23 protein-coding genes are annotated in these 24,103 nt (G+C 65.1%); 4 read left to right on the top strand and 19 right to left on the bottom strand.

Annotation, left to right across the window (positions count from 1 at the left end):
- Nucleotides 1-4: 4 nt before the first annotated feature.
- The 10 genes from R2770_13860 to R2770_13905 all read right to left on the bottom strand — a co-directional run bounded on the left by R2770_13860 (nucleotide 5) and on the right by R2770_13905 (nucleotide 11,060).
- Nucleotides 5-1,459 (bottom strand): MFS transporter, encoded by a 1,455-nt coding sequence (locus R2770_13860; protein MEZ5281542.1) that lies wholly within the window; start codon nucleotides 1,457-1,459, stop codon nucleotides 5-7.
- 384 nt (nucleotides 1,460-1,843) lie between these two features.
- The gene (locus R2770_13865; protein MEZ5281543.1) at nucleotides 1,844-2,860 is read right to left on the bottom strand and encodes a hypothetical protein; all 1,017 of its coding nucleotides are present in this window, start codon (nucleotides 2,858-2,860) and stop codon (nucleotides 1,844-1,846) included.
- Between the two features lie 48 nt (nucleotides 2,861-2,908).
- Nucleotides 2,909-3,859: a type II secretion system F family protein gene (locus R2770_13870; GenBank protein MEZ5281544.1), complete on the bottom strand. Its 951-nt coding sequence runs from the start codon at nucleotides 3,857-3,859 to the stop codon at nucleotides 2,909-2,911.
- 1 nt (nucleotide 3,860) lies between these two features.
- A complete protein-coding gene (locus R2770_13875) occupies nucleotides 3,861-5,840 on the bottom strand; it encodes a type II secretion system F family protein (GenBank protein ID MEZ5281545.1) in 1,980 nt (659 codons plus the stop codon).
- Nucleotides 5,841-5,855: 15 nt separating this feature from the next.
- Nucleotides 5,856-7,340, bottom strand: a complete 1,485-nt coding sequence (locus R2770_13880) for a CpaF family protein (GenBank protein MEZ5281546.1) — start codon at nucleotides 7,338-7,340, stop codon at nucleotides 5,856-5,858.
- 2 nt (nucleotides 7,341-7,342) lie between these two features.
- The gene (locus tag R2770_13885; GenBank protein ID MEZ5281547.1) at nucleotides 7,343-8,530 is read right to left on the bottom strand and encodes a P-loop NTPase; all 1,188 of its coding nucleotides are present in this window, start codon (nucleotides 8,528-8,530) and stop codon (nucleotides 7,343-7,345) included.
- 2 nt (nucleotides 8,531-8,532) lie between these two features.
- The gene (locus tag R2770_13890; protein ID MEZ5281548.1) at nucleotides 8,533-9,357 is read right to left on the bottom strand and encodes an RcpC/CpaB family pilus assembly protein; all 825 of its coding nucleotides are present in this window, start codon (nucleotides 9,355-9,357) and stop codon (nucleotides 8,533-8,535) included.
- Nucleotides 9,354-10,328, bottom strand: coding sequence for a pilus assembly protein TadG-related protein (locus tag R2770_13895; protein ID MEZ5281549.1), 975 nt, complete (start codon nucleotides 10,326-10,328; stop codon nucleotides 9,354-9,356). Before R2770_13895 ends, R2770_13890 begins: the two co-directional genes overlap by 4 nt.
- Complete coding sequence (locus R2770_13900) at nucleotides 10,316-10,693, bottom strand: pilus assembly protein (protein ID MEZ5281550.1); 378 nt, start codon at nucleotides 10,691-10,693, stop codon at nucleotides 10,316-10,318. The genes R2770_13895 and R2770_13900 overlap by 13 nt, the downstream gene beginning before the upstream one ends.
- A gap of 58 nt (nucleotides 10,694-10,751) precedes the next feature.
- Nucleotides 10,752-11,060: a hypothetical protein gene (locus R2770_13905; GenBank protein ID MEZ5281551.1), complete on the bottom strand. Its 309-nt coding sequence runs from the start codon at nucleotides 11,058-11,060 to the stop codon at nucleotides 10,752-10,754.
- 6 nt (nucleotides 11,061-11,066) lie between these two features.
- Between R2770_13905 and R2770_13910 the strand changes: the two genes are divergently transcribed.
- Nucleotides 11,067-11,831: a DUF1295 domain-containing protein gene (locus R2770_13910; protein MEZ5281552.1), complete on the top strand. Its 765-nt coding sequence runs from the start codon at nucleotides 11,067-11,069 to the stop codon at nucleotides 11,829-11,831.
- Complete coding sequence (locus R2770_13915) at nucleotides 11,828-13,066, top strand: PQQ-dependent sugar dehydrogenase (protein MEZ5281553.1); 1,239 nt, start codon at nucleotides 11,828-11,830, stop codon at nucleotides 13,064-13,066. Before R2770_13910 ends, R2770_13915 begins: the two co-directional genes overlap by 4 nt.
- Nucleotides 13,067-13,081: 15 nt before the next feature.
- Here R2770_13915 and R2770_13920 read toward each other — a convergent pair whose 3' ends face one another.
- Genes R2770_13920 through R2770_13940 form a run of 5 tightly spaced genes read right to left on the bottom strand, consistent with a single transcriptional unit; the run spans nucleotide 13,082 to nucleotide 16,875 of the window.
- Nucleotides 13,082-13,636: a class I SAM-dependent methyltransferase gene (locus R2770_13920; protein MEZ5281554.1), complete on the bottom strand. Its 555-nt coding sequence runs from the start codon at nucleotides 13,634-13,636 to the stop codon at nucleotides 13,082-13,084.
- Between the two features lie 33 nt (nucleotides 13,637-13,669).
- Nucleotides 13,670-14,866, bottom strand: coding sequence for an acyl-CoA dehydrogenase family protein (locus tag R2770_13925; protein ID MEZ5281555.1), 1,197 nt, complete (start codon nucleotides 14,864-14,866; stop codon nucleotides 13,670-13,672).
- 58 nt (nucleotides 14,867-14,924) lie between these two features.
- Nucleotides 14,925-15,227, bottom strand: coding sequence for a hypothetical protein (locus R2770_13930; protein MEZ5281556.1), 303 nt, complete (start codon nucleotides 15,225-15,227; stop codon nucleotides 14,925-14,927).
- Nucleotides 15,224-15,997: a ferritin-like domain-containing protein gene (locus R2770_13935; protein ID MEZ5281557.1), complete on the bottom strand. Its 774-nt coding sequence runs from the start codon at nucleotides 15,995-15,997 to the stop codon at nucleotides 15,224-15,226. The genes R2770_13930 and R2770_13935 overlap by 4 nt, the downstream gene beginning before the upstream one ends.
- An 8-nt stretch (nucleotides 15,998-16,005) precedes the next feature.
- Complete coding sequence (locus R2770_13940) at nucleotides 16,006-16,875, bottom strand: long-chain fatty aldehyde decarbonylase (protein MEZ5281558.1); 870 nt, start codon at nucleotides 16,873-16,875, stop codon at nucleotides 16,006-16,008.
- 169 nt (nucleotides 16,876-17,044) lie between these two features.
- Here R2770_13940 and R2770_13945 point away from each other — a divergent pair, with 169 nt between their 5' ends.
- Nucleotides 17,045-18,235, top strand: coding sequence for a hypothetical protein (locus R2770_13945; protein ID MEZ5281559.1), 1,191 nt, complete (start codon nucleotides 17,045-17,047; stop codon nucleotides 18,233-18,235).
- A gap of 13 nt (nucleotides 18,236-18,248) precedes the next feature.
- On the opposite strand, the gene R2770_13950 is transcribed toward R2770_13945, so the two are convergent.
- The 3 genes from R2770_13950 to R2770_13960 form a co-directional block, all read right to left on the bottom strand.
- Complete coding sequence (locus R2770_13950) at nucleotides 18,249-19,385, bottom strand: FxLYD domain-containing protein (GenBank protein MEZ5281560.1); 1,137 nt, start codon at nucleotides 19,383-19,385, stop codon at nucleotides 18,249-18,251.
- A gap of 63 nt (nucleotides 19,386-19,448) precedes the next feature.
- Nucleotides 19,449-20,456 (bottom strand): MBL fold metallo-hydrolase, encoded by a 1,008-nt coding sequence (locus R2770_13955; GenBank protein ID MEZ5281561.1) that lies wholly within the window; start codon nucleotides 20,454-20,456, stop codon nucleotides 19,449-19,451.
- A 31-nt stretch (nucleotides 20,457-20,487) separates the two neighbouring features.
- Complete coding sequence (locus R2770_13960; protein MEZ5281562.1) at nucleotides 20,488-21,108, bottom strand: DUF937 domain-containing protein; 621 nt, start codon at nucleotides 21,106-21,108, stop codon at nucleotides 20,488-20,490.
- A gap of 128 nt (nucleotides 21,109-21,236) precedes the next feature.
- Between R2770_13960 and R2770_13965 the strand changes: the two genes are divergently transcribed.
- Nucleotides 21,237-23,105 carry a lamin tail domain-containing protein gene (locus tag R2770_13965; protein MEZ5281563.1) on the top strand — a complete coding sequence of 623 codons (1,869 nt, stop codon included), beginning with the start codon at nucleotides 21,237-21,239 and terminating at the stop codon, nucleotides 23,103-23,105.
- Nucleotides 23,106-23,117: 12 nt separating this feature from the next.
- On the opposite strand, the gene R2770_13970 is transcribed toward R2770_13965, so the two are convergent.
- A complete protein-coding gene (locus tag R2770_13970; GenBank protein MEZ5281564.1) occupies nucleotides 23,118-24,068 on the bottom strand; it encodes an AAA family ATPase in 951 nt (316 codons plus the stop codon).
- Nucleotides 24,069-24,103: the final 35 nt, after the last annotated feature.

Here is a 24,103-nt window from a genome sequence, read left to right on the forward strand (position 1 = left end):
AAGGCTAGTTCTGGGATCGCATCGCCTTGCGCAAGCTCTGGGTAGTCGCGAAACACCCGATCGCCAGCACCACCGAGATCGTCAACACGGCCGCCAGTCCATCGCCGATCGCCGCCGCTGTATCGGCGCCCACCGCTATGTCTTCACCGGCCAACAGGTCGCGAACGACCTCTACGTCACCCACCTGGTTGCCAACCACCCACAACAAGACGGCGCCGCCCACCGCAACGGCGAAGGTGATGGCCATCGACCGGATGAACTGATGGGCCGAGTTGGTGCGGCCCATCTCGTTGCTGGCGCTGGTCGACTGCAACAAGCTGAGGCCAGCGTTGGTCAGTGCGCCCAACGACATACCCATGGCGAAGAAGGCCGCCAGGATGACGGGGAACGGCCAGTCGAACCACAACCCCAGGGCGGCAAAGAAGGTCGCCGGCACGATCAAGAAGCCTCCGATGGCGATGCCATCGACCTCGTCGATTCTGTCCAGGAGGCGAGACATCACTATCGCTGCGCCGGTCCAGCCGACGGTTACGAACAGCACCGTGAAGGCGGCGGCCGACTCCGACCAGCCTCGGGTCGCCTGGGCGTACAGCGGCAGGTATGCGTCGCTGATTCCGGCCATCATTATCAGGCCCGCCGAAAGGTGGATTCGCCACATCGGGTCGCTGACCAGGTGCTGCCTGGCCAGCACTGGTTCGGGTTCGCGTCCCGAGTGCCGCCAATAGGCCACGGCCGCGGCCAGTGCTACCGCTGCACCCGCGGCGGCTCCCAGAGCCGTAACCCCCAGCAGCGACGTGGCCAGGATCGACGCAAAGACGAACAGGGCCACGAACCCGATGCCGACCCAATCGGTCTCGATTCGCTGGGGACGTTCGCGGGTGCTGGGCAGACGATTCCAGCCCATCGCCAGGGCCAGCGAGGTCAGCGGTATCTGTATCCCGAATATCCAGCGCCAGTCGCCGAACGCCAGCACCAGACCCACCAGGGCAGGTCCGCCGAACCCCATGATTCCCCACACCACCGAGTTGGCGGCGAATGCGCGCGGGCGCAGCTCGGGCTCGTAGGCGAGACCCACCGAAGCCAGAACCACGGAGATCACGAGCCCACCGCCCAGGCCTTGCAGGACGCGGGCCGCTATCAGCGTCTCCATGGTTGGGGCGATGGTGGCAAGGATGCTTGAAACCAGGAACCAAACGACGGTGACCCTGAATGTGCGCCTGACCCCCACCGCGTCTATGGCCGGGCCCGCCGCGATGCCGGCAACGGCCGACACGGCTAGATACGAGGTCAGCACCCAGGGCGACAGGGCGACCTTGCCGAGGTCTTCGGTAATGGAGGGCAACGCGCCCACCACCGCCAGGCCGTCGAAGGCCGCCAGCGCCATCACCGTGACATTGGCCAGGGTGACGGGCAACAGATCGGGCGACCAGATGGTGCGGGCGGGTCTGGTTACTCCCATTCGGCGGCTGTCATGTCGAGGTATCGGCCGCGGGCCAGCGCGGGTGTGAACCTGCGACCCTCCCATTTCAACCCGGCCGCGTTGAGCTTCTCTGACACTTCCCACCAAGGTAGTCGGCCCTCGTCCCCAAACCGGCGAAGCGCATCGACAACCCGCTGTCGCTCTGCGGCGCGGCGAGCCTCCCGCGCTGCAACCTCTTCGGCCACCCGCTGTTCTGCGACCCTCTCGGCAGCGCCGGTGGTCTGAAAACAGAGGCGACAAAAGCCGGCCCACCAGGCACGGTCGTCACACGCAGGGTTTTTGCAGGTCTTCGTCGCCATGAGCTCTCACCAGTCTGGCGATCCGGTCGGCTCACCACACCATCGCTCAAGCACAGCCCCTGGCTCAGGCGCCAGACCTGGGCACCTCCACGGCCTCGCCGAAGCGATACGCCCAGCCCTGGGTGTCGGTCAGGATGTAGCCGTCGTTGGTGGCCAACACGTCAGCGCCCAGAAAGTCGAGGCCAGACAGTGACACCGCGCCAACGCCTGGCCAGTACGAGATGCGCCCACAGCTGGCTCCGAACGGGATCGATCCCTGAAACTGAGCATTGCCGAACAAGAAGGTGCCGCCGTCCGCGCCCAACTGCAGATATCCGCCAGGGCTGGCGATCATGTCGACGATCGGTTCGTCGGGGGTGACGCCCATACCGGGAAGGCTCCCCATGAACGGGGCATCACCGAAGGCGAACATTCCTCCGTCTGCGCCAACCATGGTGTACCCCTCACCGGTGGAAGATGGGGCCATGCCAACTATGGGTGCAGCCAGTTGGGCGCCGGTGCCGGCGAGCGCACCCGGCACGCTTCCGTGGAAACCGGCGGCACCGAAGGCGAAAATGCCGCCATCTTCGGCGAACAACCAATACCCATCGCCGGCCACGGTGGCCACCCCGCCCTTCACCGGCAGGGCCGGCACCACATCCAGTTGCTCCAGGTCGCCGAAGAACCCCGCATCGCCGAACGGAAACACGCGCCCGGCCGAGGTGAACATCCAGTAGCCCTGGCTGGTCGCAGTCCAGCTGATGCCCACGATCGATTCTCCGTCGGCCAGTATCGGATTGATCGTTCCCCACCAGGCGGTGCCATCGAAACGAGCTGCAGGTGCGGGCTCGGCGCCGCTCAGCCCGATGAAGTGCCGGTAGCCCGCAGCGCCCACCCACATGACGACGGTTTCGTCAGGAGCGATGGCCATGTCGGTGACATCGAAGACCGGAACACCGTGGGTCAGCTGATCCAGTCTCAAGTCGGCGCACTGCAAAGGCGCAGCAGCTGCGGGTTTGACGGCCGCCAAGGTGGCCACCGTCACCAACAAAGTCATGCACGCCGCAAGCACCGTGCCGCGCCTGATGGTGTGGGTGCTCATGACAAGTCCATCGGCACCTAAGAACGATTCCTGGAGAACGCGAATAGCTCAGCCGCCGAAGGTGTCGGCGATGCGGAACACGGCAGGCCCGAGGATGATGATGAACAGCGTCGGCAAGATGCACACGATCATCGGGAAGATGACCTTCACAGGTATTGCAGCGGCCTTGGTCTCGGCTCGCTGGCGGCGGCGCTCGCGCAGCTCACCCGCCTGGGTCCGAAGCACCTGGGCCAGCGGTATGCCGTGCTCGTCTGCCTGGCGCAGCGCCAGGACGAACCGGCGAAGGTCGTCGACGTCGGTTCTGGCCAGCAGCGAGTCGAAGGCCTCGCGCCTGGCCAAGCCCAACTGGATGTCCTGGAGCACGCGCAAGAACTCTTCGGCCAGTGGCCCGGTACCGGTTTCGGCATAGCGGGCGATGGCTCCGTCGAACCCCAGCCCGGCCTCGACGCTGATGGTGACCTGGTCGATTGCGTCGGCCAGCGACCGGCGAATGATGTCCTGCCTGGCTTCGGCAGTTCGGCTCAACATCAGATCTGGAGCTTGATACCCGAACAGCACCACTACTGCGGCGACGACGACGTTGGTGGTGGTCAACCCTCCGAGCAGCGTCACCAGGGCCAAGGCCACCGAAACCATGCCCAACAAGAGCTTGGCGGTCAGTACCCGCTCGACCGGCCAGGCCGTGGGCGATCCGGCCAGGGCCACCTTGCGGTCGAGGCTGGCGATCATGCCGGCGGGGCTGAAGCGCCTGACCTTGCGGGCTATCGATGCCGCGATCGGCCCGACCACACGCTCTTCTGCAGACCGCGTCAACAGCAGCTGGTGCAGGTCGACGGTGGTTGCGCTCTGCAGGTGGCGCGAGGCCTCTTTCTTAGAGCCGCCCGACAGGGCCCACCACATGACAGGAATTGCAGTGGCGACCAGGGCGGCCCCGGCCAGGACGAGCATGTCAGAGCCCGAGGGAAACAGCGAGGTCGCGGAGGTGAAGTAGTCGCCCATGTCAGAAGTCCAACTTGATGATGCTCTTGAGCCACGCCGCGCCGGCCACCATCAGGAACGCGCCGAACGCCAACAACATCTGGCCTCCGGTTCGTCCGGTCAGTTCGCCCAGATAGTCAGGCGTCGTGAACATCATCAGTCCTCCAACACAGAACGGCAGGGCCATCATCACGCCCGCCGAGATACGTCCATCTGCACTCAAGGCCGCGATCTGGCCCTTCAGTCGCTGACGATCGCGGATGGTCGCCCCGACGTTGTCCAGCACCTCGCCGAGGTCACCACCCACCTCGCGGTGGATTTCGACGGCCTGCACCACCCAACGGAAGTCGTCGTTGTCCAGACGGTCGGCCATGGCGCGCAGCGCGTCGCCCACGTCGCGACCCAACCGGATCTCACCGGTTACCCGCCGAAACTCGTGGCTGGTTGGTTCGTCAGACTCGCGACCCACCGCGTCGATGCTCTGCAACATGCCGTGACCGACCCTCAGGTTCGAAGCCATCAGCTGCAGCGTCGATCCGAGCTGGTCGGCAAACGCGTTTCGTGTCTTGGCCACCTTCAGCTTCAGCAACGAGCGCGCCAGCAATGGTACGAACGCAGAGGCGACGAGGCCCAGCACGGGTCCGGCGGCAACGGTGACGCCGGCCATGACGCCCATGGCAACGCCCAGCACCGCCACCAGCCACTCGCCGACTCGAAGCGACGAGCCAGACTGCTCCAGCATCGACGCAATCGCGTTCTTGCGACCGGACCTGGCCAGGCCCGATTCGGCCAGGTCCGACAGTCTGCGCGTCATCTCACGAGGTGACGGCTTGCTGCGCCGAGCCAGCATCGGCCGCGCCGGCCTGTTCCGGTTGGGGTTGGGCCAGGCGATGACGATTGCAGCCAGGAACACGGCGGCCGCTACCGAGCCCAGACCATACGGAAGGGCGCGGTCACCAAACATCGCTGTCGGAGCCTCGGCAACAGTCGGCACCACCGACGGCCGGTTGACCAGCTCGGGAACCGCGGCGCGGCTGCCCGCATCACTGCGGGGCAGACCTGTGACTTCCTCGTCGAGTTCGACGTAGGTGCGGCGCAGCCCGTTGTCTCCGCGAACCACAACGTAGAAGCCACCGGCCGGCTCGTCGAAGCTCACGACGAACCGGTTTCCCAGACGGTCGCCTATGTCGACGAAAACGTCGCTCAGCGCCGCTGGGTCTGCCACCGACCAGACCTGTCCTTCTCGGGCCAGAGCAGCCAGGGTGCCAGGGTCGGCATCTGTGCTCTGCAGCGATACGACCTCGACCGAAGCGTCAACCGCCGCGCTGGCCGCGGTGGCATCGGCCAGAGTGGCAGTGCTGTTGGTGTCGCCGCCGTCCGAGAACACGACCACCACCCGCGAGGTTGCAGATGTGGTGCCGATGACCTGCGACGAGGTCACCAGACCATCGAAGAGAGCCGTGGGACCATCACCCGAAAGCGAGGCGAGCGCTGCCTGAACCACCGACAGATCCGACGTCGGCTGCACCAACACCAGGGGCTGTTCGGCGAACGACACGACGCCGATCAACGTTCCCTCTGGCACCGAATCGACGAAGCGCGCGGCTGCGGTCACGGCCTGCTCCAGCACCGGCCCTGCGGTCGATCCCGAGACGTCCATGGCCAACACCACGGCCAGGTCGTCGCCGCGCGGCCTGGCCACGTTGGCCACCACGTAGTTACCGTCGACTATCACGCCGACCGAACTCGGGTCGAGGCGTTGGCCCGCCACCTCGGGTGGAATCGACACCTCCAGCGTCATGCGCCCGTCGACTGTTTCGATCGACGACACCACCGCACCGGCCGGTGGCGCCACCTCGTCGACCGGTTCTACGGCCACTGTGTCGGCGGGTGGCGGCTCCTGGGCCGACGCCACGCCCGGCGAACCGATCGAGCCGGCCATGGCAAACACCACCGTGATGGCCAACGCAGCTGCGGTAACTGAATTCTTTTGAGCCCGCATCGAAGTCACCTCAGCTCATCCCCCAACACCCAACCGGTCGCGCCATCCGCCCAACTCGTTGGTGAGCGCAGCGTCTGCCCCGAGGCCTCCCTGGAACAGATTCGAGGCGAAGGTGATGCCCTGGTCGGCAAGGCGCTGACCGAACTGGGGGCGCAAGCCCGTGGGTTCCAGAGTTGCATTGACCCGGCCGTTTTCATCGGTGCCGCTGCCGTACTCGAGCTCGAATAGGTCGGTGAGGGTCACCACCTCGCCCTCCAGGCCGTTCACCTCGCTTATCTTCACGATCCGGCGACTGCCGTCGCGGAGCCTGCCGATCTGCACGATCAGGTCCAGAGCCGAGGCGATCTGCTCGCGAATCGCTCGCACTGGCAGGTCGATGCCGCTCATCAGAACCATCGTCTCGAGGCGGCTTATCGCATCGCGCGGGCTGTTCGCATGCAGGGTCGACAACGAACCCTCGTGGCCCGTGTTCATGGCCTGCAACATGTCGAGCGCTTCGCCAGCACGAACCTCGCCGACGATGATGCGGTCGGGGCGCATACGCAGGGCGTTACGAACAAGGTCTCGGATGCTGATGGCACCCTTGCCCTCGATGTTGGGCGGCCGGCTCTCCAGACGCACCACGTGGGTCTGGGCCAGCCGCAGTTCGACGGCATCCTCGACGGTCACCAGGCGTTCGTCGCCAGGAATGAAAGACGAGACGATGTTCAGCAAGGTCGTCTTGCCCGAGCCGGTGCCCCCGCTGACCAGCACGTTCAGCCGACCCCGAACGCACCCCTCGAGGAAGTCGACCACCTCGCGACTGGCAGATCCATTGGCCACGAGATCGTCGGCGGTCAAGGCGCGCTTCGCGAACTTTCGGATGGTCAGGGCCGGTCCGTCGACGGCCAGCGGCGGAATGATCGCATTGACGCGGCTGCCGTCGGGCAGTCGAGCGTCGACCATCGGCGAGCTTTCGTCTACGCGGCGCCCGACTCGGGCGACTATGCGCTCGATGACCCGGCGCAGATGCTCGTCGGTCAGGTACCGCTGTTCTGATTGGGTGAGACGGCCGTTGCGCTCGACGAAGATCCGCTGCGTGCCGTTGACCATGATCTCGGTCACCGCCTCGTCGGCGAGCATGTCGTCGATCGGCCCATGGCCGAGCACATCGGCACAGATCTGCTCGACCACCATGGCGCGCTCGTCGCCGGTGAGGGCCGACGCTTCGGCCTCGAGCACCTCGGTCAACTCCTTGCCGACCAGCTCGCGCAGCTCGCCCTCGTCGAGGTCGGGGTCGAACAGTCTCGACCCGAGCCGATCGAACAGCGCCGCCTGAGCGCGTGCCTTCAGAACCCCGAACGGGTCGACGGCGTTGTTTTCTCTAGCGCGGTCGGTGGCCGCCTGCTTGGGGTCCTTGGCCTTGCCCGCAGGCGCCTTTCCGATGGGCGCCAGGCCAACGGGCACCAGGCCGGTGGGTTCAGTGCCGTTGGCAGCCTTCAAACGATCCGAAAGACTCATCGCTATCTCCTGGCTCCGAGAAGGCGGCGGCTTCTGTGCTCGATGTCTTCTCGCGGCACGAACTGACTGACGAACTCGGCGATGCGCCTTGCCGCCGCAGACCGAGGATCGGTTTCGACCACCGGAGCTCCCTGGTTCATGGCCATGGTCATCGTCTTGGTGTCGGGTATGGCGAGATCGATCGGCAGGCCAACCGCATCGGCGATGTCGTCGACATCCAGTCCCACCTTCGCGTCAGAGCGGTTGAGGATGTAATGCCAACGCCTGTCGTCCAGCCCCAGCTGGCGCAGAGCCTGTGTGGTCTTCTGCATGGCACGCACCGACGGAATGTCTGTCGAGCTCATCATCAACAGGTCGGTGGAGTTGTCCATCGCCACCAGAGCCGCATCGTCAATGCCTCCGGCCGTGTCGATGACCACATAACGAAAGTTCGAGGCCAACAGCTGCACCAACCGTGCCAGCACCGCGGCATCCAAGTCCTCGGCCTCGGCTGGGGTCGAGGCGCCACAAAGTGCGAACACACCGGTGGGATGCGCGGTCAAGAACGCCTTCACCGAGGTCTCGTCGACGCGGTCGCCGGCCCTGGCGAAGTCGGCGATGGTCAGCTCGGGCTTCAGGCGCAAGGCATATTCGACGTCTCCGAACTGCAGGTCGAAGTCGACCAGCGCCACCTGGCCGGGGGCTGCGGCGGCCAGGGCAACAGCAACATTGGCCGCCACTGTGGTCTTGCCGGTGCCGCCCTTGGCGCTGACCACAGACATCACCCGCTTGGTCGGGTCACCGGGGCCGGGGCCCGCGAAGTTCTCGCGCAGGCGCATCACCGTGTGCAGCGCGTTCTGCACCTCGTCGGCTATCTCGCTGACAGCCGCCGTCGGAGCCACTACCCCGCGGGCTCCCATGCGCAGGGCCTGGCGCAACACGTCGGGGCTGGGATGGGCCACCAGCACCGGCGCTGCGGTGGGCCTCATCTGAGACACCAGCTCCAACAGCCCCAGCGCCTGATCCTGCGGCAGGTCGGGGCCTACCAGGACAACCACGTCACCGCTGGCCGGCAGCGCTTCGACGATCATGCGTTCCGAGGCCGTCGGCCCAACCGGAATCTGCCCTACGTCAGGCCCTTCGGGACCCAAGGCCGCCCTGAGCTCGACGTCGAATCCGGTGCGGTTGCTGATTACCGCTACGACGCTCATGGTCAGCCCTCCCCATAGATCGATGCCCGTGTCTGGATCTGGGTGTCTCGAAGGTCGATGTCGCCGGGCTGCCTGCCGAGCCACACGGTTCCGTGTTCGGCTGCGAATACCAGACGTTCGGCATCGTCGGGATCGAGAGCCACCGAGATCAGCAGGTTTCCCGACGGGGCCAAACCGCGACGCTCGATCGCTTCGTCGTTCTCGTCGGGAACCACCGGAAGCTCCTCGATCTGCACGTTGGTGACCAGCACGTCCTGCAGAACCAGGTGGCTCGAGTTGGGCGTCTTCGTGTCGGCCGGCACCAGGATGCCGTCGATCTCGACCAACGGTTCGCCGTCGGGTGTTTCGCCCACAGGTGCGCCGCCCAGGTCGAAAGGTTCGAACGAAGCGACCACGGCAACCGTGTCACCCGGGAACAGGGTTCCGCCCACGGCACGCTGCGGTTCCAGGGCAACGGTGATTTCGATGGAACCCTCGGGCACCTCCACCCGCGTGCGGGTCAGCAGGTCTGGCTCGACGAAGCGACTACGAAGTATCTGCTCGCCCGGCACCAGCGCCACCTCGGCCACCAGGCCTTCCAGCTCCGACAGCTCGACCACGGCGTCCTCGGGCCTGACCTTCGCCGGCACGGCCTCGACCCGAACGCTCGATGCGATCAGCTCACCGTCGGTGCCCGCCGGGATCTCCTCGGTGACTACCAACACGTCGACCCGCTCCTCGCCCGCGACCGCCCTGGCTTCGGCGTCGCGCACGAAGAACACCAACAACACGGTCCCGAATCCGGCCATGGCCAGAGCCGCGACTATTCCGAACATCCGACGTTTCACCCGCAAGTCCCTTCATTTTCGACTGCACAGAGGCCCACCGCCCTGGTTCCACCGTCCACCGTCGACCCGTTGCAGCACTTGCCCGCCGCCACCGTGGTCTGGAACACCACGTCGAGGTACCTGCTCGACTCCGAGCCGTTGGCCTTGTAGTCGACGATCTTCAACGACACGAAGCCGACGACGTGGAAGTCGGCATTTGACCCGCCCGCGCCGTTGTAGTCATCGAACACCGGCACGTGGATTACCTTGTTCAACACCGCGGAGATCGGCAACGACTGGCTGAACGCTCCGGTATCGCCGTCGATCCAGTCGGGCGCATCGACCTCGCCCGGGTAGCCGTACTCGACCCACTCCTTGGTGTCCTGGTTCGAGTTGGAACCCCCGTCGAAGTCGAGCAGACCCCAGTTGCCGGGTGCAGGGCCGCCGCAGGCGTCAGCCTGTTCCTTGGTGTATTCGATTCGAAACGTCTGGTCGGTCGAGAAACCCGAAGCAACCCACGACTGGAACGCCGGCGCGCCCTCGCACAGCGCAAACGGGCGCAAGCCGGTCAGCGATGTCGCCGGCCCCCACTGTGCCGTTGTGGTCGCATCGACCAGGGTCGACTCCTTGCCCAGAATCTGAGCAATTGCGTGCTGAACGGTCACCTCGGCGGTCACGGTCACCTGCCCGGCCGATCCGATGCCCGTCGAAACGCAGTCGGTCGACCCAACATCGGGGGCGTTCGCCTCGACATAGGAGTCGGCCGTCGTGGCGCAACCATCGACATCCACGGCAAAGTCCGCCGCAGCCGCCAACGCCGCGGCATCCACAGCCCCAACCAACTGCCTGCGCTGCTGCCAGATGTCACCGGCATCGAGGACGATTGCGGCCGACCCCATCAGCACGGTCATCGACAAGGCGACAACGATCGCCGCCGCGCCATGCTGGTCGCTGCCAGTCCGCGCCGCAAGGCCACGACCTATACCTCGCATCGGTACTCACCCCTTCCGGTGAGAGTCACGTTCCTGCTGCCGACAAAGGGGATGTCGAGAGCCGAAGTGGCCTCGACCGAAACGATCACCCGATCGCCCGGACACGCCTGGATCACCGTGCACGTGGCGGTGATCGACAGGCCGTCCAAAGCATCAGCAGCCCGGGCACATTCGTTGCCGGGGCTGACAGAACCCACACGGGCTCCCTCGCGGGCGGCGGCATGCACACCCTGGAGCCGGTTGTAGGCGAGACCAAATTGGATGATGCCGAACAACAGCATCACGAGTATTGGCAGCAACAGAGCGAGCTCTGCTGCCACGGCTCCGTCTTCGGAGCGCTGCGATCGAAGCGGGGTTCGAGTCACGACCGGAGTCCCTCCTGGTCGCCGGTCGCAAAGTGCGACCGGCGACGACCAGGGATTGTCAGAGGACCGAATCGAACAGAGCGCCGATACGTCCGCCGAGCGCAGCCGCTGCGACTGCGATGACAACGGCAATGCCGGCGATGATCACGCCGTACTCGGCTGCGACGCCGCCCGTTTCGTCCTGACCGGCATTGTTGAGCCGCTCGATGATGCGGAAGAACATTTCCGCTACCTCCTGCTTACTTGGACCCTCCCCGCCCCTCGTGGCGGTGAGACCCGGTGATTCCGGATGCTCATCGTCATCGGTTCGTAACGAAACCGTCTTGAGAGCGAAATAGCGGAATACCTGGATTTCTCGCTTGTTCAACCCGATATGGCCTTCTGGATCTGTGTTGCCGTCGCCTTCGGACTGAACTGGCTGGTTTTTGTGCCCTCGAATGTGGCCAGGACCGAGCGATACTTCGACCTCACCGGCGCCGCTACCTACTTGACGGTTACGGCGCTCGCTCTGCTCTTGGCCGACGAACTCGACACCCGGTCCTATGTGCTCGGCGCACTGGTGGCCATCTGGGCCCTTCGGCTGGGCACCTTCTTGTTCAGGCGCGTCGTCAAGGCCGGTCACGACCGGCGCTTCGACAAGATCAAGAACGACGTCAAGTCGTTCTTCATCACTTGGACGCTTCAAGGCCTTTGGGTTTCGCTCACGGCCGGAGCCGCGCTTGCGGCAATCACCTCAGACAGCCAGCACAGCTTCGGCGCACTCGGGTTCGTCGGGCTCGGCATCTGGCTGGCGGGATTCGCCATCGAGGTGGTGGCCGACGCCCAGAAGTCTCAGTTCCGCTCAGACCCCGCAAACTCGGGCCGTTTCATCACCACGGGCCTCTGGGCGTGGTCGCGCCACCCCAACTACTTCGGAGAGATCGTCCTGTGGATAGGCGTCGCGTTGATCGCACTGCCTGCCCTCGACGGATTGTGGTACCTCACCCTGGTATCGCCCCTGTTCGTCACCCTGCTGCTGACCAGGATCAGCGGCATCCCGATGCTGGAACGAGGGGCCGCTAAGCGTTGGGGTGACGAGCCGGAATATCGTCAATATGTGCAATCCACCCCTGTGCTCGTGCCCCGGCCACCTCGATGAAGGCTTCGTGGGCAACCACCCTGCTCGCACTCACCATGCTGGCGGCCTGCGGAAGTGACTCTCCTGAGCGCGCCAGCGAGGTGCCCGAGGGTCGCTCGCCGACCAGCGCGACCACCCCAGCTACGACCGAGGCCGCTGGCGGTGATTCATCGGTCGTCCAGTCGGATGACGAGCCGGCAACCTCTACCACCGCTGCCGCCCCACCACAGATAGACGTGGGTGCGATCCAGATCGAACTGGTCGAAGTGGCGCAAGTCGAGCAACCACTCGACATCGATTGGCATCCCGACGGCACGGGGCCGTTCGTCGCGTCCAAGACTGGCCGCTGGTTCTTGCTCGACGGCGACTCCGCCGACCCCGTTCTCGACCTCACCGACAAGGTCGCTACCAACAGCGAACGCGGCCTCCTGTCGGTCGAGTTCAGCCCGGACGGAGCCCATGTATTCGTTCATTGGAGCGATCTCGACGGCACCAACGTGCTGACGGCCTGGCCGTGGGCGGGGACCGAGGCGCTGGCGTTCGACGACGGTGTCGAGATCATGCGGGTGGCAGAGCCGTACTCGAACCACAACGGCGGGGGCCTCGCCTTTGGACCCGATGGCATGCTCTATTGGGGCTTGGGCGACGGTGGCAGCGGTGGCGACCCCGAACGCAACGGTCAGAACCCCTTCTCTTTGTTGGGGTCGGTGGTACGCATCGATCCCGACCCTGTGGCAGGTGGTTACTCGGTTCCGCCGGACAACCCCTTCGCCGACGGAACCAACGGCGCACCCGAGGTTTGGGTCTACGGGCTTCGCAATCCGTGGAGGATGAGCTTCGCCCCCGACACCGGCGACCTGTGGATCGGCGATGTGGGTCAAAACGAATTCGAAGAGATCGACCGGGTGGGGCCAGGCGATGGCGGGGCGAACCTGGGCTGGAATTGCTTTGAAGGATTCGCCGCGTTCGAAGGTTGTGATGTCGTAGACCATCACGAACCGGTTGTGGTCTACGACCGCGACCTGGGCCAGTCGGTCACGGGAGGTGTCGTCTATCAGGGCTCGATCGAGGGCCTGGGCGGCCACTATGTGTTTGGCGACTACGGATCTGGACGGATGTGGGCTCTCGACCGCGAAACGACTCGGGCCGTCGAGCTGGGGGTCAGGGTCGCAGGCGTGGTCGGGTTCGCAACCGCCCCCGACGGCGAACTGTGGGTGGCCTCCATCACCGAGGGTGTTGTCGGCTACCTCCGCTGACCCAGTGCCAAAGACCTACCGTCGACGGCCTGCGAAGCGCGCTTCGTGACGGTCGCCGAACCAGCCCTCGCCGTACGAAACCGGGCGAATCCGCGGGTCGATCAGCCCCGGAAGCTCGCCGGGCTCGACCAAGTACCGTCTGCTCGGCCGGGGGTTGCGCTCGAGGTTGGTGACGGTGGCGACCACCACCATCAGCAAAGCGTCGTGCGCCATGACATGGGCCAACGAGCCCAACAGACCGCGATCGAGAAAGTTCGCGCAGACCACCACGTCGAACGGCCCTGCCGGCAAAGGGTCTGAGTCGAGGTCGGCCTGCAGCGTCGCCAACGAAAGCCCCAGGCGATCAGCTTCGGCTTGCGCCACCGACAGCGCAACGGGCGACACATCCAACAACGTCACCTCGAGGCCTCGGCGGGCCAGCTCGATCGCCGTTGCGCCCGTGCCGCCCGCTATGTCGAGCGCTCGTCCGGCTCGGGGCAGGGCGTCGGCACACTCAGCGACAAAGGCAACCGGCCGCCCCACCGAAGCATCTGCGTAACGGGTGTCCCAGCGGTCGCGATCGCCCAGCACCACCGCAACGTAGCTGCGGGAATAGCCCCGACGCTAGTTCTTGCGGGTGCGCAGCAACCGCCGACCCAGCGAGGTCTTGTGAACCTCGTCGGCGCCGTCATAGATACGGGCGGCACGCTCGTGGCGGTACCAGTAGGCCAAGATCGTGTCGTCGGTGACGCCAAGGGCTCCGTGAACCTGAATGGCCCGATCGATCACCTTCAACATGACGTTCGCAACCGTGAATTTGATGGCCGCAATGTCGTCTCGCACCGCCGGCGCGCCGTACTGGTCGATCAGCCACGCTGTGCGAAGCGTCATCAGCCGCGCGCCCATGATGTCGGCGTACGACTCGGCCACGTAGTGCTGTATGGCCTGCTTGTCTGCCAGCGTCGATCCGTCTTCGGCGATGGGCCGGGTGTTGGCCCGATCACACATCATCTCGAATGCCCGCTGGGCGATTCCCAGCCACCTCATGCAGTGGTGTATCCGCCCGGGACCCAAGCGCTCCTGGGCGATGACGAAACCGCCTCCCTCGTCACCCAGCAGGTTCGATTGTGGAACGCGGACCGAGTGGTACATGACCTCGGCGTGGCTCGCGTGCCCGTGACCCGAGTGCCCCATGACGCTGACGTTGCGAACGAGCTCGAACCCCGGTGTGTCGGTCGGCACGATGATCATGCTGGCCCGCCGGTACGGGGGCGCATCAGGATCGGTGACCGCCATCACTATCGCGAAGGCTGCTCCGTCCGCAGACGAGGTGAACCACTTCTGACCGCTGATCACATAGTCGTCGCCGTCCTTTCGGGCGACGGTGCCCATCATCACCGGGTTCGACCCAGGCATCTCTGGCTCGGTCATCGAGAAACAACTGCGGATCTCGCCCTCGACCAGCGGCCTCAGCCATTGTTCCTTCTGCTCGGCCGTGCCGAACTTGTGAAGGATCTCGATGTTGCCCGCGTCGGGCGCCTGCGTGCCAAAGACCGTGAACCCCAGTGGGGTCTTGCCCAGAGCCTCGGTCAGCAACCCATGTTCGAGGAGGTTGAGGCCTAGACCGCCAAACTCTTCGGGATGATTCGGAGCCCACAGGCCCATCTCGCGCACCTTGCGCTGCTTGTCGGCAACCTGAGCGTCGAGAGCCTCTGGCGACCCGTGCAACATCTCACCCTCGAGGGGGATCAGTTCGTTGGTGACGAACTCGTTGACCATCCCGAGGATGGTCTCCATCTTCTCTGAGATCTCAAAGTCCATTGGTGTTCGGGCCTCCCCCGGGATAGTTGGTGTGGGTGTGGTTCTGCAGGCTGACCGATCAGAAGACGACCTCGGCGACGAGACCACCCTTGCCGTCTTCGGCAACAACCATTCTCGTCATGCATGGCATGCAATAGACACGGTCGCCTGGCCTGAACTCGCGAACCGATCGGATCACGACCTTGCAAACCGGGCAGAGGATCTCGTTCGGAGCGAGCTCGTCGGTAGGACCATCCCAATGCCGGTAGAACTTGCGCCAGCGCTTGGGCACCTCGCGAAATCCGAGGTCTTCGAGCTCGTACCTTCGGCGGCCGTCATCTCGGATCTCGCCCATGATGTCGGTTGCGGCTCGATCGGTCATCGACCCAACCCAAGGCGCTCGATGGTGTTCAGGTAGTCGCGACCCAGGCTGTGGGCCTCGTCGCGGGGCATCGACAGTTCGCCCATGGCGTGCTCGAACACGCCCAGAACCAGCGAGTCGAACCGGTGACGAAGATCGTTCAACCGAGGGCCCAGGTCTGGATCGTCGACCATGCGGCGGCCGATGTCGTTCTCGCCGAACCCGAAATGGCGGCGTTCGTCGGAGATCACCCCGCGAAGCACCTCGGCCGTAACCGCATCGGCAGACCGCTCGTGGGTCCGAAACACCGTGAACTCCATCGTCTCCAACACGACGTTTTGTGCGAACACCGCTGCCGACCAATCACCGTTGTCGACCAGGCCCAACAGTGAGTTCTTGAACTCGAGCAGGGCCGGGTTGGCGCGCCTGGCGATCTCGGCGTCGGGATCCTCGACACCCAAATCGGCCAGACGGGCGAGGAACACCTCCAGGTGGCGCGCCTCGTCTACAGCCTGAGTGGCCATGAAGATTTTCGAGTGCCGGTTCGGGGCCAGCCTGACCAACCCGCTTGCTCCATCCAAGGCCGCCGTTTCACCAACGCAGTAGTTGCACAACGTCGTGATCAGACGATCGCGCCGCACCGGATCGAGGTCGTCTTCGACGACGTCGGGCGAGTGGCCGAAGGGGCGGTCGGACAGGTATCCCTCGACCGCCCCGAACCAGAACTCGAAGCTCTGGACCTCGTCGAGGAACTCGTCGGCGTCCAAGGCGTGGGGTTCGACGGACGACACTGCCGGCCTCAGCCGGCCATCACGGGTGACTGGTACTCGATGCCGATTCGAGCGAGCCGTGTCTTGAACTCGCCCAGAACCGTGTCGGCCAGCAGGGCTTCCATCTCCTCGGGGGTTGCGGTGGAGATGTTGCGCCCTTGCCATTGGGCGGCAGGTACGTCGGCTCGGGGCGCCTCGACCCGGTCGGGGTTGTTCGAGAACGAGTCCGAGAAGGTGGCCAACATGAAGTAGGTCATGTCGCGCTGCATCTTTTCGATCTCCGGCTTCTTCTCCGGATGCTCCTTGATGAGGCTGCCGATGCGGTTCTCGCCGAAGCCGACATGGCGGCGCTCGTCGGCGATGGTGCCCTGGAGCGTGTGAGCAAACTTGGGGTTCAGCGCCCTGTTGCCGGCCTCCATCATCTCGAACACGGTGAAGGCCATGCCTTCCAGCACGATGTTCTGACCGACCACCCCGGCGAGGAAATCGCCGGCCTCGACCTTCTCCAGCAGGACCTCGGCGAACTTGACGAGGTTGGGGTTCGCGAAGTGCGCAATGGTGGTCTCGAGGTCGTCTTTCTTGACGCCCAGGTCGTACAGGCGCTGGGTGAAGATCTCGACATGGCGAGCTTCGTCGAGAGTCTGGGTCGCAAGGAACCGCTTGCTGGCATAGTCCGGTGCTGCGTTGATGAGCCCCGACGAAGCCGCCAACGCCGCGCGCTCGCCGACGACGAGCTGGGTGGTCGAGCGGATCGCAGCCTCGCGCTGAGATTCATCGGTCATCACGAAGTCGGGCTCGGTCTCGCCTTCTTCGTGGCCGAAGACGGTGTCCTCCAGGTATCCCTGCGGACACATCTCGAGCCAGCGCTGGATCGAATACTGCGAAAGGAACTCGGCCATCGGAGCAACCCCCTGTGAGACAGATTTGGCTCGTATGTTTCATCCGATTTCGGATGACCGATAGGGCCGATGGTCCCTAGGCAGCCTTCAACGAGGCCCGCCTCAGCTTGTTATTGCTTGGTTAACGGACACGTGGCTGAATGGGTCGACCAAACCGCGGAGGCCCGGAATGACAAAGCAGAAGACCAACCGACACAGGCGAGCAGCCGCGTTCATGGCTATAGCAGCGTTGTCGGCGGCGGCGTGCGGTGGCTCATCTGAAGACGCGGCGCCACAAACCACCGCGACCGCGACCGAGACCACCTCGACCACCGAAGTGGCGACCACGACGACCCTGCCCCCAGAGCCAGAGTTGAACCCCAGCGGGCTAGAACCCGCGACGTTCATCGCCTTGGGCACCGCCGACGAGATCGATCTGGTGCGGTACCTCGGTGCCGGCGCGGACGGCGTTTGGGTCAGCGTCAGAGGCAACGACGACAACGACCAGCCCAGCCGAGCCGTGTTGCTGGACCCCGAGGCCGAAGTCGTGCTGCTCGATGTGGCCGTCAGTGGCCGCGCCGGACCGGTCGCCGTTTCCGAACGCGCCGGATGGTTCGCCAACGGAGTCACCAACACGGTTTCCAGGGTCGACGCCGCAAGCGGTGAGGTCGTGGAGATCGCGGATGCCCGATGCGTGGCGGCCGATGCGACCACCGTTTGGACCGGCGACTTCTTGTCGGCCTACCGGGTCGATGAGGTGACAGGTCAACCCACAGGAGACGCCGCCACCATTTCGATCGACATCACCGGCGCCGCCGCTGGTTCGATGGACCCCGCGTTCGAGGCGTACATGACCGACGCCGCCACCGACGGGGCGGCACACGGGTGCAGCGCTCAGATGATCGTTGCAGGCGGTCACCTGTGGATTCCATCGGCGTCGGGCCCTTCGCTGGCACAGTTCGACGCAACCTCGGGCCAGATGTTGGCCTTTCATGGGCTCGGCGAACTGGGACAGGCTCGGGCGCTGGTCGGTGTCGATGGCGGGGTGTGGGTGTTCGCCCAAAGCGACGACTCGGGCGCGATCGTCACCTCGGCTTGGCTGGTGTCAAACGACGGCACCATCGCTGCCCAGAACGAGCTCGGGTTCGTGTCCGGCTGGACCGGCCAGGCGTTCGCGGCCGACGGCTACGTAGTGATCGAGACGACCGAGGGGCCGGCCGACGGAACCGGAACGAAGAACGTGTATCTACTCGACCCCGCTACTGCCGAGCTCGTCGGCCAGACGTCGACCGAACTAGTCCACACATTCGGGGTTGCCGCAGCCGAGGGCAAACTGTTCTTCAGCACCGACTCCCCCTACGGGGTTCAGGTCTTCGAGTGAAGACCCACCCTGGTCACGGCTCGGTGCGGGTAACCGACAACACCCGGCACCGGTCGACCAGTTCGAACTCGACGAAGGTGATCCCGGTCACCGTCGTCGTCTCGGCAGCCGCCACGTCATCAGCACTGGCGAAGCTCTCGGCGATGCGCACGCCAGAGCTGTCGTACAGGCCGATGTCGACGAAGTAGTCCCAAGTCTGCTGGTCGCCGTTGGTCAGGGTCACGATCGGTTCGGCATCGTTTGCGAAGTCGACTCCGACCTCGCACGACTCGATGTCGTCCATGGCGGCAGGGTCGGATTGGTCGTCGATGTACTCGACCTCCAGCACACGACAATCCGTCTGGTCCGACACGTCTGCTGCCAGGGCCGTAGTCATCGCTACCGATCCGCCCGGTTCCAGCTGCGACAAGGTCGCGAAGTCTTCGGCGACGCGCACACCTGACGAGTCGTACAGACCGAAGGTCAGCCAGTACCCGGTGGGTTCGGGTGACCCGTTGTTGATGCGGTAGGCGATCTCGCCCCACGTAGCACCGGCTTCGACCTCGCATCCGCCAGCATCGGCCAGCATGAGCGGATCGGCGTGCTCGATGGTTCGATCAACCGAAAGCACCTCACAGTCGAGCGACAGGTCGAGCTCGTTTGTCGTTACGACCGTGTGCATCGCAACGAACTCCCCGGGCTCCACCAGGCTCACGGTCGCGAACGTGTCCTCGACGACGGTTCCGGCCTCGTCGGTCAGGGCAAAGTCGATGAAGTAGCTGACCGTCTCGTCTCCCGTGTTTGTCAACTCGAAGGCCACCAGGGGCCAACTCTCTGAGGCGACCAATCGACAGCCGCCAACGTCTGGGTCGGACGAGCCATCGCCCGCTCGTGGCTGGACGTCGGCGGGCTCGTCCGAGGGTTGTTGCCCAGACTCGCCCTCGGCCGACCCATCACCGGTGTCTGCAGCGCTGGAGTCCGCGTCACCCGTGGCATCGGCACTGTTGGAGGGTAGAGCGATCGTCGCCACTGTCGAGGTCGTCGACTCGGCGGCCTGAGCGGTGGTGTCGTCGCGATCGGCGGCGTCGGCATCAGAGCCCGAGCACGCTCCGGCCCCGACGGCCAGGGCGGTTAGCAGGATCAACAGCTTGCGGGTGACATTCGCGTTCACAGACGTGAGAGTCGTCTGACGGTCCTTGCGCACAAGGAAACGGCCCAACTCTGACCCGCTATGTCAGGCCTTCAGGTCATAGGTGGTACCGACGCTGTTGTGGATGAACGCAGCCGGCAGCGCATCGGCGATGGAAGCTATGGCACGCCAGCCGGTGCAGTGGGTCGGAACCACGACGTCGGGCGACAGGTCGACCAAGGCATCTATCGTCGGCGCTATTGCGTGCTCGAATCCGCGTCCGCCCAGGTGGAAGCCGCCCATCACCACATGCACCTGGTCGCGGGCAACCACCCGACGGCAGTGGTTGGCGATGTTGATCACACCCGCGTGCCCGCAGCCGGTCATCATGACCAGGCCCTCGCCCTCCAGGTCCATCACCATCGCCTGGTCGTCGCTCATCGTCGCGTCGGCCTGCCACGTGCCTTCCACGAGTGCCTGCTGGCCGGGCAGCCCGTGCTCGAACGGCGTCGAACGCTCGACCTCGCCGGTCACGAGCAACCGGTCGTCTGCCAGAAGGGTGGGGCCCTCGTGACAATGCACGACAAACCCGACAGCCTCTAGCGCCCCACGGTCGAGGGTGGGAAGGTACCGATGATCGTCGCCGGCAGGAAACCGGCGCGAACGAAACGCGTTGGGGTGCGCCACCACGGGCGTCGATTTCGGACCCAACACAGGCGCCAGACCCGACAGTCCGGTGACGTGGTCGTAGTGACCGTGGCTGAGAACGACCACGTCTATGGTCGCAGGATCGATTCCCAGCCGGTCGAGGTTGTCGACGCACCCCTCAGGGGTGGCCCCGGTGTCGAACAGGATGGTCCAAGTTCGATCGTCGCCTTCGATTCGCACCAGCGAAGAAAACCCGTGCTGGGCCAGTGGCGGCGCCGCGGCCACGCCGCCGACGAGCAGAGGCGCCGGAGTTGTCGGGCCCCCACCGGTGCGCCCGCGAAAGCGCTTGGCCGGCCCCTGGTCAGCCAACAAAACGTCGGTGACGTTGTCGCAAACCGACACGACCTCGATATGGCGCGTCGGGCGCAGCGGTGCGGGCAACTCGTGCACGGGCCGAATCAACATGACCACAGCCTCGCGCACGGCTGGGTAGGACTCAGCGTCGGCCGCCCAGCAAGCCCTTCAACTTGCCGAGGATGCCACCGACTCCCCCAAGGCCCGAACCCCCCTGCGACGAGCCGGAACCCGAACCACCTACGACATCGAGGATCTTGCCCAGGTCGAAACCGCCGGCGGCTCCGCCGAGCATTCCTGCCAGCGCACCGGCATCGAGCCCGCCCTCGGCCTTCTTCTTGCCCAACATGCCCATGACCATCGGAGCGAGTGCGGGCAACAGCTTGGTCACCGAGCCCAGATCGAGGCCCGAATCAGCCGAGATCCGCTGGGCGACATCGTTCTTGTTTGCGCCGAAGACGTGGTCGAGGATCTTTTCGCCGTCTGCCCTCTTTTGTTCCGACGCCACAGCAGAGTCGACCTGGTCTAGAACGCTGCCGTCGTGATCGCGTTCGAGGGCCGCGTTCAACTTCGACGCGCCGTCTGAAGTCTTGGCGTTGGTGGCCAACCCGGCCAGGATCGCGCTGATGCTGCTGGAGGCCGCCCGCTCGACCTTCGCGTCGTCGTCGGCACCGCCCAGCACACCACCGAGCAGCCCTCCCAGACCCCCAGAGCCTGCGGCCCCGCCCAGGGCCCCCATCAGTTCAGATGCAAGATCGGCCATTTCGTTCCTCCAAGGTTCGCGTTGGGAACCGTATCGGGCCGCAGCCCACATGCGTCCGGGTGCTGCCAATGGAGTTGATCGAATACCCGATCGGCAATAGGTTCGGGCCACTCCCCCGGAGGTGGACGATGGTTTCTCGCTCACCGAATGCGCCCGCGGCCTGGTCTCGCCTGGTTGGCCTGCGCCTGACTGCCGCGATATTGGCCGTCGGCGCCGCCCTGTTCGTCGCCGCGCCCAGCGGAGATGCCCTGGCGGCTGGCGGTGGATCGGTGGTCGATATCGACTACGCGTCGGTCGAGGGAATGGAAGGCGTATACCTGACCCACAGCGACGGCACCGTCGAAGCCCGCGACGGGTTACCGCACTACGGAGACCGGCCGGCTATCGAGGTCGGGGAGTCGATCATCGGGCTGTCGGTGAGGCCCGATGTCGACGGCTATTGGCTGTTCACCAACCGAGGTCGCGTGTTCCCGTTCGGCGCCGCCGTGTCGTTCGGCGATACCAGCGCCATCGAGCTCGCCGCGCCGATGATCTCGGCCATCGCGATGCCAGACGGCCTCGGCTACTACATGGTCGCCGAAGACGGAGGCATCTTCACCTTCGGTTCGGCCGTGTTCTATGGGTCGGTGCCCCAGATCCTGCCCGGAGTGACACTTGACGCTCCGGTCATCGGAATAGTCCCCTCCCCCACCGGCAAGGGATACCTGCTGGTCGCCCAGGACGGAGGCATCTTCACCTTCGGCGATGCCAGGTTCTACGGGTCGGTCCCGGGCGTGCTGCCCGGCGTCACACTCGACGCCGGGGTGGTGGCGGTAATCGCCCAACCGTCCGGCTATCTCATGGTGGCCCAGGACGGGGGCATCTTCACGTTCGGAACGGCGATCTTCCACGGCAGCCTCGGAGGTACCGGCACCGACGGCATCGTCGGCGTCGCAGTGAAACCCGACAACTCCGGCTACGCGATGGTCGACAGTGTCGGCACGATGCACCCGTTCGGCAGCGCTAGCTCGCTCGGAACCCTCACCGGTTTCGACCCAGCGTCGGTGCGTTCCACGCTGGCCCTATTCTCGGTGGCCACTGCCCCGGTTGGCGACCCGTACGACCGTGCCGATTATCAGCCCGCCGGGTGGCGAGACAGCGACGGAAACTGTCGAAACGACAGGCACGAGGTGCTGGCTGCCGAGTCCGAGATCGCCGTCACCTACGACGCCACGGGTTGTTTTGTGCAGTCTGGCCGCTGGACCGATCCATACTCTGGCCAGATCTACAGCGATGCGTCTCAGGTCCAGGTCGACCATGTCGTGTCGCTCGCGGCCGCCCACCGGGCGGGGGCGTGGAAGTGGGACCTCGCCACCAAACAGGACTTCGCCTCAGACCTGGGGTATGCCGGCACCCTCGTGATCGTTGGGGCCGATTCGAACACCGACAAGGCAGATCAAGGTCCGGCAACTTGGCGCCCACCGCTCGAGAGCCGCTGGTGCTCTTTTGCCCTGAACTGGATCCATACGAAGCAACGGTGGTCTCTGCCGCTCGAATCGGAGGCCGAGAGGTCGTCGCTGGTCGACATGCTGGGTCGCTGCCCGACGTCGCCGGTCGACGCGTACCAGGTGGCTGAGCCGCAACTCGCCCAGATCGTGGAGGCACCTACGACGACGACCACGGGGCCGACCACGACCCAAGGGACAAGCCCCGGCACGGTGGAGATCACGTTCTGCGACGCTCGGTCTGAGGTCGTCAGGCTGCACAACCCTGGTGCAACCAGCGTTTCCTTGACCGGATTTCACCTGCATGACGAGGGCGACAAGCACACCCTGACGTTCCCGTCCGGTGTGGTGTTGGGGGCGGGCGCAACCCTCGACATCGAGACCGGACCCAACGCCGCGCCCGGTCCTGGGGTGTATTTCTGGCACAACGGCAACGTGTGGAACAACGACGGCGACACCGCGTTCTTGGTGACCCCTGGCGGGTCGCTGGTTACTCGTCGCTGCGTCACCTGAGCGTTGACGCCCTCAGAGGTGTCGGGCGCCCTCGGCCAGGTCCGATGACGTCAGCGTGGCGACCGCATCTCGGTCCGCCAAGTCGATGCCTTCGTGAGCCAGGCGAAGCGCCTGACGACTCATCGCCTGCTCGAGCAGGTTGCGGGCGTATCGACCGTTTCCGAAATCCTCGCCGCGCACAGCAGACTCGAATATGACGCGTGCTGTGGGCAGCGCGTGCGAATCGAGTCGATAGTCGGCGTCGGCAGCCATCTTCTGGAAGATGGCGACCAGTTGATCCGACGAGTAGTCGGTGAAGGTGATCTCGCGAGCAAACCTGGACCGTAGACCCGGATTGGACGCCAGGAACCGTTCCATCAGCCGTGGGTAGCCGGCGACCACAACAACCAGGTTGCCCCTGTGGTCTTCCATACGCTTCAGCAGGGTCTCGATGGCCTCGTTGCCGAAGTCGCCGCCGGCGAGCGAACCGGGGGCCAGGGCATAGGCCTCGTCTATGAACAGAGCCCCACCCAGCGCACGCTTGACCACTCGCGACGTCTTCGGAGCGGTCTGACCGACGTACTTGGCGACCAATCCGGCTCGATCGACCTCGACCAGGTGGCCTCGTTCGAGGATGCCGATGGCGCCATACATCTCGGCCAGCAAACGCGCGACGGTTGTCTTTCCGGTGCCGGGGTTGCCCTTGAACACCAGGTGCTGGCTGGTCGCGACGTCCATCAAACCGTGCTCGCGGCGTTTGGCCTGCACCTGCAGCAGAGCGACCTGGGCCTTGATCTCTTCTTTCACCGTCTCGAGGCCGATGAGCGCATCGAGATCGGCTTCGATCTGGGCCAGAGGTCGAGGGGCAGACACGGTCGGCTCGCGCTGGGTGAAGCGGTCCTCGAAAGTGCGTACTGCTTCCGCGTGGCGAATCTTGTCGCTCGCGCTCTTCAGCCGCTCCAGAGCCTGCTTACGCCTCGACATCGAGCGCTCACGATACCCCTGGGCGGACGCTTGCC

The sequence above is a fragment of the Acidimicrobiales bacterium genome (assembly GCA_041394185.1).
Classification (GTDB): domain Bacteria; phylum Actinomycetota; class Acidimicrobiia; order Acidimicrobiales; family Poriferisodalaceae; genus JAAETH01.

What these genes read in the sequence shown, in the direction of transcription:
- R2770_13860 (MEZ5281542.1), bottom strand. Translation starts at nt 1,459, where the DNA reads ATGGGAGTAACCAGACCCGCCCGCACCATCTGGTCGCCCGATCTGTTG.
- R2770_13865 (MEZ5281543.1), bottom strand. Translation starts at nt 2,860, where the DNA reads ATGAGCACCCACACCATCAGGCGCGGCACGGTGCTTGCGGCGTGCATG.
- R2770_13870 (MEZ5281544.1), bottom strand. Translation starts at nt 3,859, where the DNA reads ATGGGCGACTACTTCACCTCCGCGACCTCGCTGTTTCCCTCGGGCTCT.
- R2770_13875 (MEZ5281545.1), bottom strand. Translation starts at nt 5,840, where the DNA reads ATGCGGGCTCAAAAGAATTCAGTTACCGCAGCTGCGTTGGCCATCACG.
- R2770_13880 (MEZ5281546.1), bottom strand. Translation starts at nt 7,340, where the DNA reads ATGAGTCTTTCGGATCGTTTGAAGGCTGCCAACGGCACTGAACCCACC.
- R2770_13885 (MEZ5281547.1), bottom strand. Translation starts at nt 8,530, where the DNA reads ATGAGCGTCGTAGCGGTAATCAGCAACCGCACCGGATTCGACGTCGAG.
- R2770_13895 (MEZ5281549.1), bottom strand. Translation starts at nt 10,328, where the DNA reads ATGCGAGGTATAGGTCGTGGCCTTGCGGCGCGGACTGGCAGCGACCAG.
- R2770_13910 (MEZ5281552.1), top strand. Translation starts at nt 11,067, where the DNA reads ATGGCCTTCTGGATCTGTGTTGCCGTCGCCTTCGGACTGAACTGGCTG.
- R2770_13915 (MEZ5281553.1), top strand. Translation starts at nt 11,828, where the DNA reads ATGAAGGCTTCGTGGGCAACCACCCTGCTCGCACTCACCATGCTGGCG.
- R2770_13925 (MEZ5281555.1), bottom strand. Translation starts at nt 14,866, where the DNA reads ATGGACTTTGAGATCTCAGAGAAGATGGAGACCATCCTCGGGATGGTC.
- R2770_13930 (MEZ5281556.1), bottom strand. Translation starts at nt 15,227, where the DNA reads ATGACCGATCGAGCCGCAACCGACATCATGGGCGAGATCCGAGATGAC.
- R2770_13940 (MEZ5281558.1), bottom strand. Translation starts at nt 16,875, where the DNA reads ATGGCCGAGTTCCTTTCGCAGTATTCGATCCAGCGCTGGCTCGAGATG.
- R2770_13945 (MEZ5281559.1), top strand. Translation starts at nt 17,045, where the DNA reads ATGACAAAGCAGAAGACCAACCGACACAGGCGAGCAGCCGCGTTCATG.
- R2770_13955 (MEZ5281561.1), bottom strand. Translation starts at nt 20,456, where the DNA reads ATGTTGATTCGGCCCGTGCACGAGTTGCCCGCACCGCTGCGCCCGACG.
- R2770_13960 (MEZ5281562.1), bottom strand. Translation starts at nt 21,108, where the DNA reads ATGGCCGATCTTGCATCTGAACTGATGGGGGCCCTGGGCGGGGCCGCA.
- R2770_13965 (MEZ5281563.1), top strand. Translation starts at nt 21,237, where the DNA reads ATGGTTTCTCGCTCACCGAATGCGCCCGCGGCCTGGTCTCGCCTGGTT.
- R2770_13970 (MEZ5281564.1), bottom strand. Translation starts at nt 24,068, where the DNA reads ATGTCGAGGCGTAAGCAGGCTCTGGAGCGGCTGAAGAGCGCGAGCGAC.